Source organism: Curtobacterium sp. AG1037, from assembly GCF_003349855.1.
In the GTDB taxonomy this organism is placed as follows: Bacteria; Actinomycetota; Actinomycetes; order Actinomycetales; family Microbacteriaceae; genus Curtobacterium; species Curtobacterium citreum.
On sequence record NZ_QQAO01000008.1, the window covers coordinates 71216 to 83954 of the forward strand.

Consider the following 12739-nt stretch of genomic DNA (forward strand, 5'->3'; position numbering starts at 1 on the left):
CCGCGGCTGGCGTCAGCCCTGCGGTGCCGCGTCCGGGACGGTCTGGCCGGTCAGGCCCTCGACGACGGCCTTCGCCTCGGGCCAGAACTTGGCGTAGTGGTCCGGGTCCGAGTTGATCTGCACCGCGTGCGCCATCTGCGTCGGGGTCATCGTCTTCCAGCCCGGGGTCTTCACGAGCTTCGTGTAGAACATCGTCGCCGCCGTGTACGGGTCCATCCGCTGCTCGTACGTGCCCCACGCGCCGTTGTCCCGCTGCTGGAACAGCCCGCGGCTGTCCGGGCCGGCGGCGTCGCCGTGGTCGAGGTTCACGAGGCTGGACTCGCCGATCGCCGTCATCACCCCGACGGCCTGGGTGTGCGGTCCGATGCCCAGGGCCTGGGCGGCCTCGATGACGTACGCGGCGTTCACGAGCCGGTCCTGGCAGAACCCGGCGACCGGCCCGGAGGGGACGACGATGCCGCCGATGCTCTGCGTGGCGACCTCGGGGCAGGCGGGGGCCGCGGTGACGGACTTCGCCGCGCCGGTCAGGGAGTGCACCGCGATCACGACGACGACCACGACCCCGATGACCGCCGCGACGACACCTGCGCCGAAGACGGACGCGATCGTGATGCCGGCGCGGCGCATGGGGGGTCCTCTCGTGCGGTGGGCACGGCGAGGGTATTGGTGCTGCCTGGGAGCGCGCCAGCGCCCGCGCCGGGCGCGCCCCCTCCGTCAGCTCCGGTCGCCCTCGCGGCCGTCGTCGTGGCCGCGGTGCCCCGTCCCCGGGCGGACGACCGCGGTCGGCTCGGTGACGAGTCCGGTCGGCGCCTTGTCGGGCTGCTTCCGCCCGTGCGTGTACCACGTCACGACCCAGAGCAGGATCCCGAGCCCGAGCAGGGCACCGGCGATCTGGTACTGCTGCGGGTCACGTCCGGACGAGAACGGGAGCACGAGCCACAGGCACGTGATGACGCCGATCACCGGGACGACGACGCCGGCCCGGAAGTGCTTGTGGTCCACGCGGTCGCGGCGCAGCACGAGCACGGTGACGTTGACGACCGCGAACACCGACAGCAGCAGGAGCGACGTCGTCCCGCCGAGCACCACGACGATGGGGGAGTCCGGGTCGAGCGACACCCAGCCGATCAGCGCCAGGGAGATCAGGGTGGTGAAGACGATCGAGGTGGACGGGGTGCGACGGGCCGGCGAGACGCGCGACAGGAAGCCGGGCAAGACGCCCTGCTTGCTCATGCCGTACAGCAGCCGGGACGCCATCATCATGTTGATGAGCGCGGTGTTGGCGACGGCGAACATCGAGATGAACGGCAGCAGGTCGGCGATCGGGAAGTCCGGCGCGGCGGTCTGCACGACGGTGACGAGGGGGGTCTCGTTGCCGGCGAGCTCGCCGATCGGGACGACCGCGACGGCGCAGATGGACACGAGCACGTAGATCACGGCCGTGATGCCGAGGCCCGTGAGCATCACCTTCGGGAAGATTCGCGAGGGGTCCTTGGTCTCCTCGGCCATGTTCACCGAGTCCTCGAACCCGACCATCGCGAAGAACGCCAGCGACGTCGCGGTCGACACCGAGAGCAGGAGCGTCTTGTCCTCCGGGGTCTCGAACATCACGACGCGCGAGAAGTCGGCGTTGCCCCCGGCGATCGCCCAGAAGCCGATGAGGATGACCATCACCAGGCCGGACAGCTCGACGAGCGTCAGGACGACGTTCGTCTTGACGCTCTCGCTGACGCCGCGGAAGTTGATGGCCATCACGGCGAGCATGAAGCCCATCGCGATGAGCATCACGGCCGCGTTCGGCAGCTCCAGCCCGAAGCCGGCGCCGAGGTTCGCGGCGAACGCCCGGGACGCGGTGGACGCCGAGGTGATGCCGGAGCACATCACGATGAACGTCACGATGAAGGTGACGAAGTGGATGCCGAACGCCTTGTGCACGTACAGCGCGGCGCCGGCGGTCTGTGGGTACTTCGTGACGAGCTCGAGGTACGAGAACGCGGTCAGCAGGGCGACGGCGAAGGCGATGAGGAAGGGCAGCCACGCTGCTCCACCGACCTCGGCCGCGACCTGACCCGTGAGCGCGTAGACGCCCGTCCCCAGGATGTCGCCGACGATGAAGAGCAGCAGCAGCTTGGGACCGATGACCCGGCGGAGCTCGGTCTGCTCCTGCGCTGGGCGGTCCGTGTTCGTGGTGGCCATGCGTCAGCCTCTTCCGGGGGACACGAGCCTGTCCACTTTCACAGCAAGCTCCCCGGTGGTCGCAACACGCCCGTGTCCTGCCCGTCACGACCGGGAAGCGGCGGTCTGCGGGCGCTCCCCGAGGTCCGTCGCTACGCTGCGGAGCCATGGACGACGAGTCGAACACCACCGAAGAACCCGTCGAGTTCGCCGACTTCAACGCGAAGCTGCTCGTGCTCGACGTCCTCTGCTACGACCTCGACGTGCTCGAGCCCTACGACGGGGACGCAGACGACGAGAGCGAGGAGGACCTCGACGTCGAGGGGCAGGACGACCGCGCCCGCGAGTACTACGACGACCTCGACCTGCTGCCGTCGCACCTCGACCTGGTGACCGAGCTGACCGTCGACGCCGACCTCGAGGTCCTGCAGGACGTGCACCCCGGGTGGGACGGCTCGGACGACCGCTACGACCCGCAGAACTGGGACGACGTGCTCGACCTGCCGTCGCTGTCCGTCGTGTACGCCGCCGCACCGCTGCCCGCGCACGTCTCCGAGCGCCTGGCCGCGAAGGGCGTCGAGGTCCGCTCCGCCTGACCCGGCCGGTGCCGGCGACGCGCCCTACCCCCGCTGCAGCGCCCGCACCTGCTCGGTGAACTGTGCCGCGCCGCCCTGCGCCGGGTGCCGCACCGCGACGGCGTCGATGCCCGCGAGCGCGAGCGCCCCCTGCGCCTTCCGCCCGACGGCCACGACCCGCACCGGCCGCGCGCCCGCGCCGTCGCCTTCGGCCGAGACTCGGCCCCGCGGACTGTTCCGCGGCAGCTGGGCCGCGAAAGCGTCCGCGGAGCCGAGTCTCGCTGCAGCTCCAGGCGCGTCCGGTGCGCCCGGCGCGGCCGGGCCCGGCGGCCCGGACCGCCGCAACGCCTCGAGCAGCGCGAGCGCGACGGGCGCCCCCGCGCGCACCTCCGCCGGCCGCGGCGTCCGGTTCGTCAGCCGGTCCGGCGCCACGAACGGGTGGTGCGGGAAGATCGCCCACGCCACCGGCAGCGGCCCCGACCAGTCCTGCAGCGCCGCGTGCACCACACGGGACGACGCCTCCCACGGTGCCGTCGGCTCCGGTGGCTCCAGGGTGTCGAAGCCGAGCGACCCGAGCTCGCGCATGCTCGTGAACGGGATGCCCGTGTTCGTCATGCCGCGCCAGCCGGGGGCCTCGGCGACGAGGAGCGTGTCCGCACCGGTGCCCACGTGCGCCAGGTACCGGGACAGGTTCTCGCGGCGGAGTCGGCCCCCAGGGGTCGACGGGTCGTACAGCGCCTCGGCGTCGTCGGCAACGGGCACCGCGTCGAGCGCCGCCCAGAACCGGGCGAACGACGGCTGCCCCTGATCCAGACCGAGCCCCTGGCCCGAACCCGAACCCGAACCCGGCTCCATCAGTCCCGCCCGAGCACCCGGCGGTACACGTCCTCGAGCCCGCCGGCCGACCGCTCCCAGCTCAGCCGCTCGGCGTGCTCCCGCCCGGCCGCCGCGAGCGAGGCCGCGTGCACCGGGTCGGTCAGGATGTGCTCGATCTCGGCGGCCCACACGGCCGGGTCGCGGGACTCGAGCAGGATCCCCGTCTCGCCGTCGACCACCGCCTCGCGCAGACCCCCGGCAGCGGCGGCCACGACGGGCACCCCGGACGCCGAACCCTCGAGCGCGACCAGGCCGTACGTCTCGGAGTGCGACGGCACGAGGACGGCTGCCGCGCCGCGGAACAGGAACGCCAGGTCCGCCCGTGACTGCGGTCCGATGAAGGTGACCCGGTCGGCCACGCCGAGCGCGGCGGCGAGCCGACGCAGTTCGGACACGTGGTCGCCCGCCTCGCTCGAGGCGTCGCCCGCGATGACGAGGGTGGGGCGTGCCTCCTGGCCGATGCCAGCGATCGCCTCGATCGCCAGGTCCAGTCCCTTCAACGGCTGGACGCGCGCGGCCGCGACCACGTACGGGACGTCCGCGCGGCGCGCAGCCGCGCCCGCGGGGCGGAAGACGGAACCGTCGACCCCCGGCGGCACGATCCACACGCGCGTCGGGTCGCCGCCCAGGCGGGTCCGGACCGTGTCGGCCTCGGCCCCGGAGACGACGACGACCGCGTCGGACTCGCGGGCGAGGAGGCGTTCCCCGGCCTCGCGACCGGCCGACTCGGGGCGCTCACCCTCGGACAGCGGGGTGTCCGAGGCTGCGGCGATGGAGTGGAAGGACTGCACGTGCGGGATGCCCCGCTCGCGCGCGACCGGCAGCGCGGCCGCGCCGGAGAACCAGTGGTGCGAGTGCAGCACGTCGTACGGGCCCAGGTGCTCGAGCTCCGCCCGGAACGGCGCGATGAACGCGTCGTGCTCGCCCTTCGGCACGGGCTCGGCGGGCCCGGCGGACAGGAAGCGCAGGCAGACGCCCGGCAGCAGCGACACGGAGTCCGGCTGCGTCGGCGACGACCGCCGCGTGATCACGTCCACCTGGTGGCCGCGGTCCGCCAGGGCCTCGGCCTGGTGCCGGACGACGACGTTCATGCCGCCGACCTCGCCGGAGCCGGGCTCGTCGCCGGGGGAGGTGTGCAGCGACACCAGCCCGATGCGCAGGGGTTCGGTGGTGGTGCTCACGTCGTCAGCCTACCCAGCGGGTCGCCGCTGGGACGGGCGCGCGGGAGCGATGATCGCCGGGCTGCGGCCCGCCTCGTCCAGCGGGTCGGACGGGAGGCCCGGATCACCTCCCAGCACCTGCACCCGCCCGTCGCCGTGCCGGTCCCAGAACGCGGCCGTCCAGGCGCACAGGGCGCCGTCGAGCAGGTCCTCCCGGTGCTTGTGCGTCGGGCGGTGCAGCACCGAGGGCTCGGCGAGCCCGGCCGTCAGCGGGTGTGAGTCGAGGTGCAGCGGCGGGTCGAGCGGCGTCGTCCGGAGCCGGTGCACCAGGTCGTCGAACGCCTCCGCGCGCCGCTGTCGGGCGACGGGTGCCGGCAGCGCGAGGTCGAGGCGCTTGTACCGGGGTCGCTCGACGTCGTAGCCGAGCTCCTCCACCCCGACCAGGGTCGTGTACGGGTAGCACTCGAACGCCACCGGCCCGGTCCGCTCCCGCATCGCGGCGGTGTCCGACACGTACCCGACCCCGAGGGCGGTGAGCCGTTCGAGCAGTGCGATGCCGGCGCTCGCCGCCGAGGCCTGGTTCGTCGGGTTCGCCGCGACCTTCCACCGGCCGTAGCGCTGCCCGACCTGCCGTTCGGCCTCGCGGATGCCGGTCGGGTTCGTCACGACGAGCGAGGCGTCCACGGCGATGAGCGTCCGCGGCCCGAGGTGCTGCGCGATCCAGTCGGTCACAGCGTCCACCCCGCGGGCCCATCCGGCGTCGGTGATCGTCCCGTCCGCCGCGGTCGCCACGAGCCCGGTCTCGTTCGCGGGCTTCCGCGCCGAGCCGAGCCCCCACGCCAGGTCCACCCCGAGGTACGCCGTCACCCACCCATCGTGCACCGTGTACCTTCCGCTGCATGGCGAGCGAGGCGACGACGCTGACGGTCCCCGGGCCGCACGGCGACCGCGAGGTCCGGGTCAGCAGCCCCTCGCGCGTGCTCTTCCCGGAGCCCGGGATCACGAAGCTCGACCTGGCGGAGTACCTGGTCGCCGTCGGGGACGCCTTCGTCCGGGCGAACGGCGACCGGCCGATCTCCCTGCAGCGGTACGGCGCGGGCATCGACGGCGACTCGTTCTTCTCGAAGAACCCGCCGAAGGGCGCGCCCGAGTACGTCCGGGACGTGACGGTGACCTACCCGAGCGGCCGGTCGCACCCGCAGCTCGTGGTCGACGAGCCGGCCGTGGCGGTCTGGGCGGCGCAGATGAACACCGTCGTGTTCCACCCGTGGGCGTCCCGCGCCGAGGACAGCGACCACCCGGACGAGCTCCGCATCGACCTCGACCCGCAGCCCGGCACCGACTTCCGGGACACCGTGCCGATCGCCCACGAGCTGCGCCGGGTCCTCGACGAGGTCGGCCTGACGGCGTGGATCAAGACGAGCGGCAACCGCGGGCTGCACGTGTTCGCCCCGATCCGTCCCGCGCACGAGTTCCTCGACGTGCGGCACGCGGTGATCGCCGCCGCGCGGGAGCTCGAACGGCGGATGCCCGACCGGGTGACGACGGCGTGGTGGAAGGAGGAGCGGGGACGGCGGGTCTTCGTGGACTTCAACCAGGCGAACCGCGACCGGACGATGGCCGGGGCGTACAGCCCGCGGGCGCTCCCGCACGCGAGCGTCTCGACCCCGATCACCTGGGACGACCTCGACGACGCGGACCCGACGACCTTCACGGTCCGGTCGGTGCCCGAGCGGCTCCGGTCGACCGGGGATCCGTGGGCGGAGCTGCACGCGGAGCCGGGCGACCTCGCACCGCTCCTGGCGTGGTGGGACCGCGACCTGGCGGACGGCCTGGGCGAGCTGCCGTTCCCGCCGGACTTCCCGAAGATGCCGGGGGAGCCCCCGCGAGTGCAGCCGTCCCGCGCGAAGAAGAACTGAACCGGCGGCTCAGGCCGCGGCGACGTCCTCGGCGCGGTGCTCCGGTTCGGCCACGCGCGTGGTCTGCATCGGGAGCGTGACGCTGGCGGTGTGCAGCCTGGTCAGGCGGGACCAGGTGCCGCGGTGGGCGTCGCTGATGCCGTCGATGATCATGTCCCGCTCCCGTCTGCTGTGGGCGTCCTTGCCGCACTCAAGTTACTAGTTAGACTAACTACTGCGAGCATAGGAGCGCCGAACGGACAGCGCAAGCCTCAGCTGAGGACGTCTCGCAGGTCGTACGCCGAGGGCACCTCGAGCTGGTCGAAGCGGCACGATCCGGCCTCGCGGTCGGGCCGCCAGCGCGCGAACTGCACCGTGTGCCGGAACCGGTCGCCCTCCATCTGGTCGTACCGGACCTCGAGGACCCGCTCCGGCGCCAGCCGGACGAAGGACGTGTCGCGACCCGACGAGAACCGCGACCGTTCCCCGTCACCGGTGACGGGCCTCCCGTCCGTGTCCCGGACGACGACGGGCGCGAGCTCCTCGACCAATTCCTGGCGGCGGCGGTCGGTGAAGGCGGACACGCCGCCCACCTGGCGGAGCTCCCCGTCGTCGTCGTACAGCCCGACGAGCAGCGACCCGATGCCGGAGCCACTCTTGTGCACGCGGTAGCCGATCGCGACGACGTCGGCGGTGCGGTGGTGCTTCACCTTGAGCATGGTGCGCTTGTTCGGTTCGTACGGCTTCGCGCGGGGCTTCGCGACGACACCGTCGAGGCCGGCCCCCTCGAACGTCGTGAGCCACTCGCGGGCGAGGTCGACGTCGAGCGTCGTGCGCGTCACGAACAGCGGGTCGGTGAGGTCCGCGGCCAGGGTCTCGAGCCGCTCGCGGCGCTCGTCGAACGGCCGGTCGAGCAGTTCCTCGCCGTCGCAGGCGAGCAGGTCGAAGGCGACGAACTGCGCGGGTGTCAGGGCGCTGAGCTTCCGGATCCGCGACTCGGCGGGGTGGATGCGCTGCGAGAGCGCCTCCCAGTCGAGGTGCTCGGCGCCGGGCTCCCCGCTGCGCAGGACGACCTCGCCGTCCAGGACCACGGGGTGGTCCCGCCCGCCGAGCTGTGCGCGGAACGCCTCGACGAGCTCGGGGAAGTAGCGGGTCAGCGGCTTCGCCCCGCGGCTGCCGATCGTCACGTCGTCGCCGTCGACCGTCACGATCCCGCGGAAGCCGTCCCACTTCGGTTCGTACCGCAGCCCGCCCCGCACGCTGTCCGGTTCGGGCACGGCGGCGACCGCCTTGGCGAGCATCGGTGCGGTGTCCATGCGGCCTGTCTACTCGGCGGGCGCTGGCGGACGGGCGGGCCGGCGGGCGAGGGCGGGGGCGCCGCTCGGGTGGCCGGCTCGGGTGGCCGGGTCGCGGTGGGCGGTCGTGGCGGTCGGCCTGGAGGCGCGGCTCACCCGGGTGCGTCCGTGCCGTCACTAGGGTGGTCGCGTGACGACCGAGGCCCCGTCGGCAGCGCCGGCTCCGACCAGTCCCGTCCAGGCCGCCGCGCTCCGCGCCGGTGCGCTCCCGCCCGTCGAGGAGGTCCGGCCGGGGGTGTGGACGCTCGCGGTCCCGTTCCACGGCGGCGTGCCGGCGGCGACGCTCGCGTACGTGGTCGAGGACTCGGCCGGGGACCTCACCGTGATCGACCCGGGGTGGAGCGGCGACGGTTCGCTGACGGAGCTCCGGGCCGGTCTCCGGACGATCGGCCGGTCGCTCGAGGACGTGGCGCTCGTCGCGGTCACGCACCTGCACGCCGACCACCTCGGCGCTGCCGCCGCGGTCCGCGCGGTGTCCGGCGCCCCGGTGGCGATGCACGCCGCCGAGGTGCGCGCCCTGCAGGACGAGCGGGCGGACGCGGCGGCGAACGACGCGGACATCGCGACGTGGGGCCTGCCCGAGGAGCTGCGGGCCGGGGTCGTCGCGGCGTGGGGGACCGGTCGGCGGATCGGCCGCGGGGCCGGCGAACCGCCGTACGCCGACCTGCTGCTCGAGGACGGGGACGTGCTGCCCGTGCCCGGTCGGACGCTCACCGCGCTCGGGACGCCCGGGCACACCGCCGGCCACCTGTGCTTCGTGGACGAGCCGGACGGGCTGCTGTTCACCGGCGACCACGTGCTGCCGCGGATCAACCCGGGCATCGGGCTCGGCGGCCGTACCGCGACGAACCCGCTCGCCGACCACCTGGGGTCGCTCGTGCGGCTCGAGCCGTACGCCCACCTCGAGGTCTGCCCCGGACACGAGTACCGCTTCGCGGACGTCGTCCGGCGGGCGCGCACGCTCGCGCTGCACCGGGAGGAGCGGAGCCGACACGTCGCCGAGGCCCTCGACGCGCTCGACCACCCGACGCTGTTCGAGATCGCCGCGCGCGTGCCGTTCTCCGGCGGCATCGAGTCGATGACGGGCTTCCTGCTCGCGAGCGCGCTGACGCAGACGGCGTTCCACGCGGACCTGCTCGGTCGTGCCGACGAGGTCCGCCCCGCCTGACGGGCGACCGCCGGCGGTCGCACAGCCCCGCCAGATCGTCGTGCCGCCGATCGCCGTCAGGCGAGGGTGGCGGCGAGGCGCTCCAGGGTCGTGCGGGCGTCGGCGACCTCGGCAGCGGCGTGCTCCGCGAGCGGTGCGAGGTCGGGGATGCGGTCGGCCAGGGTCGCGCTGACCGTGACCGGGTACAGCTTCATGCCGAGCGCCGTGCCGAGGATCAGGTGGAGCACGGGGGAGCCGTGGTCCCAGGTCTCGGTCGGGGTCCCGGCGTCGTAGGTCGCGCCACGGCTCACGACCGTGACGACCGGACGTCCCGCCAGGGGCTGCACGTCACCGGCGAGGACCCCGGGGACGTGCACGCGGTCGATCCAGGCCTTCAGGGTGGAGGGCACGGTGTAGTTGTACAGCGGCGCCCCGACCACGACGACGTCCGCGGCGAGGAGCTCGTCGATGACCTCCTGGCGGAGCTGCTCGGCCTCGGGCGCGACGGCCTCGTCCGGCCGACGGTCCGCGGCGGCCCAGTGCAGCGCCGACGTCTCGAGGTGCGGGAGCGGGTCGGTGTGCAGGTCCCGGCGGACGACCGTGTACTCCGGGCCCCGCGCGCGCCAGGCGTCGGCGAAGGCAGCGGTGAGGTCGCGGGAGCGGGAGTGCGCGAGGTCGGCCGACGAGTCGATGTGCAGCAGGGAGGGCATGGGACCACGCTACCCACGCCGGGCCGCACCGGCGGGGAACACGGACGGCCCCGTCGCACCGCGAGGGGTGCGACGGGGCCGTGGTGGGCCTGCGGTCCGTCACGCCGGAGCGCGACGGACCGCAGGCGGGGTCAGCGCTGGGCGCGGCGGCGGCGCAGGACGCCGGCGCCGAGGAGCCCGGCACCCGCGGCGACGAAGCCGAGGGCCCAGGGGAGGGCGCTCGTGGCGTCGGTGCCGGTGAAGGCGAGCTGGCCCTTCGGGGCGGTGGCGACGGCGGGCGTGACCGAGCCCACGGTGCCGGCGGGGGCGGCGGTCGGGACGACCGTCACGGGGAAGGAGACCGACGCGGACTGCGCGGTGACGGTCAGGACGTGGGTCGACGCGTGCGGGAAGGTGACCTTCGTCGAGAACGTGTCCTCGTCGATCGCGATCTGGTCGGTGGCGTGGTCGCTCGTCACGGTGACCTGGTCCGCGTTGCCCTCGTCGTCGTACCGGGTCGTGTCGTTGCCGAACTCGTCGACCGGCGAGCCGTTGATCCAGAGCGACTGCCCCTGCGCGACCGTCGGCTGCCCGCCGTCGGTGACGGTCGGCTCCTGGTCCGGGTCACCCGAGAACACGAACGTGGTGATGTGCCCGTCCGGCTCGATGACCCAGCCGGTGAAGGGGTGCTCGCCGTCGAACAGGTCGATGGGCGAGGTGTTCGTCGTCTGGGCCATGACGCCGACGGCCTTCGCCGGGTCGACGATCACCTCGACGTACTCGGTCGCGGTGGAGGTGCCGTTCGTCGCGACGACGGTGAAGTCGAAGACCGATGCGTACGTCACCCGGCCGGACAGCGTCGCGGTGGCGGCGTCGAACGTGGTGTCGAACGGCAGGTAGCCCTCGGGGGTGTCCGTCTCCGGGTCGACGTTCTCCGGGTCGGCGTAGCCGATCGAGTACTCGACCGTGCCGCTGCCCTTGCTCACGCCGAAGACCTCGTCCAGGGTGTCGCCGGCGGTGACCTCGATCGTGCGCGGGGACTCGTACGAGGTCTCGGCCGCGAACGCGACGTCCTCGCTGACGGCCGCGGTGGTCTCCGTCGCGGTCTGACCCGGCGCCGAGCCCGTGACGGTCAGCGTGATCGTCTTGCCGACCATGTCCGCGGTGACCTCGAACGAGGACGCGACGACGGGCGTGCCGCCCTCGACGGTCCAGGCGGCCCGCGGGTCGTCGATGCCGGTGGTCTTGTAGAAGAGCGTCACGCCGACCTTCGGGGCGCCGACGATCGTGGCCGAGGAGGTCGCGGTCGGGGCCACGGCGGACGGCGCGGCCTTCGTCGTCGTGCTCGGCGCGGGGGAGGTGGTCGTCGGGGCGGGCGCGGCGGTGTCGCCCGTGGTCGGAGCCGGTGCGGCGTCCGTCGACGTGCCGGTGCCGGACGGCGCGGTCGCGGCGTCCGTCGGAGTCGACGTGGCCGAGCCGGTGGTGTCCGTCGCGGTCGTGCCCGCGCCGGTGCTGTCCGTCGTGGTCGACGTGGTGCCCGTCGACGACGGGTCGGCCGGTGCGACGGCCGAGGTCGGCTCGTCGACGGCGAAGGCCGCCGTCGAGGTGAAGACGCCGAGTCCGGTCGTCAGGCCGATGAGTGCGACGGTCGTCCCGAGCGCGCAGGCGCGACGGGTCGAGGAGGTGCTGCGGTGCACGGGTCCCCCCAGGGGTCAGGTCCGGTCGGGTGCCGGATCGTAAGAATCCGCCGAGAATCTCGGCGTGATCGGATCGTACTGGTACAGGAACGGGCCTCCGGGCCGAGTTCCCGAAATGTGACCTGGGTTGGGGGTCGGGTGCCGGAACCGCCTGTCGGGTTGCGTGATCACGCAAGCAGGAGGACGGGCGGGAGGCACGGGGCGGGCCGGCACCGCGCCCCCGTCCGCCGTGTCACGGCGTGGTCGTCGCCGACTCGCGATCACCGTGGACGGTCGCCGCCGCGCGCTCCAGCGCCTCGCGGAGCGCCCGCACGGCGGGCGCCGAGGCGCCTGCCGACCGCACCGTCGTGAAGATCGTTCTCCGCGGCCGCTCCGGCAGGTCCACGAGCCGGCAGGTCGTGGTCCGGCCCGTCCACATCAGGTCCGGCATCAGGCTGACGGCGTTGCCCGACTCGACGAGCCGGATCTGGGTCTGCAGGTCGGCGGTCTCGTACCGGACGTCCGGCTCGAAGCCGAAGCGTCGGCACACTTGCTCGGCGAAGTGCCGCGACGCGGTGCCTCGGGGCTCCATCACCCACGGCAGGGCCTCGGCGTCCTCGATGTTCGACACCGGGGCGAGGGCGGTCGCGACCGGAGGGAGCGCCAGCCGGACCTCGTCGGTGGTCAGGTCCGCGCGGACGAGCCCGGACAGGTGCGGTGCCGCGTGCGCGGGGTACTGCTCTGCGATGACCATGTCGAACTCGCGCGCCCACGTCTCGTGCAGCGCGGACTCGGGTTCGTGCTGGACCATCTCGACCCGGACGTCCGGGTGCTCCGTCGCCATCTCCCGGAGCGCGTTCGGCATGAGCGCGAGCGCCGCGGACTGGAACACGGCGACCTTCACCCGACCCTGCACGGTGGGCAGCGTGGACTCCACCTGCGCCTGGGCGGCGTCGAGGACGTCGAGGACCTGTCCGGCCGCCTGCACCAGCACGTCTGCCTGCGAGGTGAGCTGCAGCCGACGTCCGGCCTTGCGAAGGAGCTGCACTCCAGCCTCCCGCTCGAGCACGCCGAGCTGCTGCGAGACCGCCGACGGGGTGAGGTTCATGGCCTCGGCCACGGCCGCGACGGTGCCGCGGATCGAGAGTTCGCGGAGGAGGACCAGGCGCCGGACGTCGAGCATGATCG

At 73.5% G+C, this 12739-nt stretch carries 13 protein-coding genes; 3 read left to right on the forward strand and 10 right to left on the reverse strand.

Going from position 1 to position 12739, the window contains the following annotated elements; genetic code table 11:
• Positions 1-12 precede the first annotated feature (12 nt).
• Both DEU32_RS12345 and DEU32_RS12350 read right to left on the reverse strand, forming a co-directional pair.
• The gene (locus tag DEU32_RS12345) at positions 13-627 is read right to left on the reverse strand and encodes a hypothetical protein (protein WP_114850819.1); all 615 of its coding nucleotides are present in this window, start codon (positions 625-627) and stop codon (positions 13-15) included.
• Between the two features lie 87 nt (positions 628-714).
• Entirely contained in the window at positions 715-2196 is a 1482-nt protein-coding gene (locus tag DEU32_RS12350) for an APC family permease (protein WP_114850820.1), read from the reverse strand.
• Between the two features lie 146 nt (positions 2197-2342).
• Here DEU32_RS12350 and DEU32_RS12355 point away from each other — a divergent pair, with 146 nt between their 5' ends.
• Positions 2343-2771, forward strand: coding sequence for a DUF6892 domain-containing protein (locus tag DEU32_RS12355; protein WP_058741826.1), 429 nt, complete (start codon positions 2343-2345; stop codon positions 2769-2771).
• A 24-nt stretch (positions 2772-2795) separates the two neighbouring features.
• Here DEU32_RS12355 and DEU32_RS12360 read toward each other — a convergent pair whose 3' ends face one another.
• From DEU32_RS12360 to DEU32_RS12370, 3 genes are read right to left on the reverse strand one after another with little or no spacing between them, the layout of a single operon-like run.
• Complete coding sequence (locus DEU32_RS12360) at positions 2796-3605, reverse strand: uracil-DNA glycosylase (RefSeq protein WP_181819288.1); 810 nt, start codon at positions 3603-3605, stop codon at positions 2796-2798.
• Positions 3605-4807 carry a glycosyltransferase gene (locus tag DEU32_RS12365; RefSeq protein WP_114850821.1) on the reverse strand — a complete coding sequence of 401 codons (1203 nt, stop codon included), beginning with the start codon at positions 4805-4807 and terminating at the stop codon, positions 3605-3607. Before DEU32_RS12365 ends, DEU32_RS12360 begins: the two co-directional genes overlap by 1 nt.
• Positions 4808-4816: 9 nt before the next feature.
• Positions 4817-5653 carry a DUF429 domain-containing protein gene (locus DEU32_RS12370; protein ID WP_114850822.1) on the reverse strand — a complete coding sequence of 279 codons (837 nt, stop codon included), beginning with the start codon at positions 5651-5653 and terminating at the stop codon, positions 4817-4819.
• Between the two features lie 32 nt (positions 5654-5685).
• On the opposite strand from DEU32_RS12370, the gene ligD reads away from it, so the two are divergent.
• Positions 5686-6705, forward strand: a complete 1020-nt coding sequence (ligD, locus tag DEU32_RS12375) for a non-homologous end-joining DNA ligase (RefSeq protein WP_114850823.1) — start codon at positions 5686-5688, stop codon at positions 6703-6705.
• A gap of 9 nt (positions 6706-6714) precedes the next feature.
• On the opposite strand, the gene DEU32_RS17210 is transcribed toward ligD, so the two are convergent.
• Both DEU32_RS17210 and DEU32_RS12380 read right to left on the reverse strand, forming a co-directional pair.
• The gene (locus DEU32_RS17210; protein ID WP_174778278.1) at positions 6715-6858 is read right to left on the reverse strand and encodes a hypothetical protein; all 144 of its coding nucleotides are present in this window, start codon (positions 6856-6858) and stop codon (positions 6715-6717) included.
• Positions 6859-6956: 98 nt separating this feature from the next.
• A complete protein-coding gene (locus tag DEU32_RS12380; protein WP_114850824.1) occupies positions 6957-8000 on the reverse strand; it encodes an ATP-dependent DNA ligase in 1044 nt (347 codons plus the stop codon).
• 169 nt (positions 8001-8169) lie between these two features.
• Here DEU32_RS12380 and DEU32_RS12385 point away from each other — a divergent pair, with 169 nt between their 5' ends.
• Complete coding sequence (locus DEU32_RS12385; protein ID WP_114850825.1) at positions 8170-9207, forward strand: MBL fold metallo-hydrolase; 1038 nt, start codon at positions 8170-8172, stop codon at positions 9205-9207.
• A 56-nt stretch (positions 9208-9263) separates the two neighbouring features.
• Here the strand turns inward: DEU32_RS12385 and DEU32_RS12390 are convergent, their stop codons facing one another.
• The 3 genes from DEU32_RS12390 to DEU32_RS12405 all read right to left on the reverse strand — a co-directional run bounded on the left by DEU32_RS12390 (position 9264) and on the right by DEU32_RS12405 (position 12734).
• Positions 9264-9896 carry an FMN-dependent NADH-azoreductase gene (locus tag DEU32_RS12390; protein WP_114850826.1) on the reverse strand — a complete coding sequence of 211 codons (633 nt, stop codon included), beginning with the start codon at positions 9894-9896 and terminating at the stop codon, positions 9264-9266.
• A 131-nt stretch (positions 9897-10027) separates the two neighbouring features.
• A complete protein-coding gene (locus DEU32_RS12395; protein ID WP_147281471.1) occupies positions 10028-11572 on the reverse strand; it encodes a hypothetical protein in 1545 nt (514 codons plus the stop codon).
• A gap of 232 nt (positions 11573-11804) precedes the next feature.
• Positions 11805-12734, reverse strand: coding sequence for a LysR substrate-binding domain-containing protein (locus DEU32_RS12405; protein ID WP_114850884.1), 930 nt, complete (start codon positions 12732-12734; stop codon positions 11805-11807).
• Positions 12735-12739 lie beyond the last annotated feature (5 nt).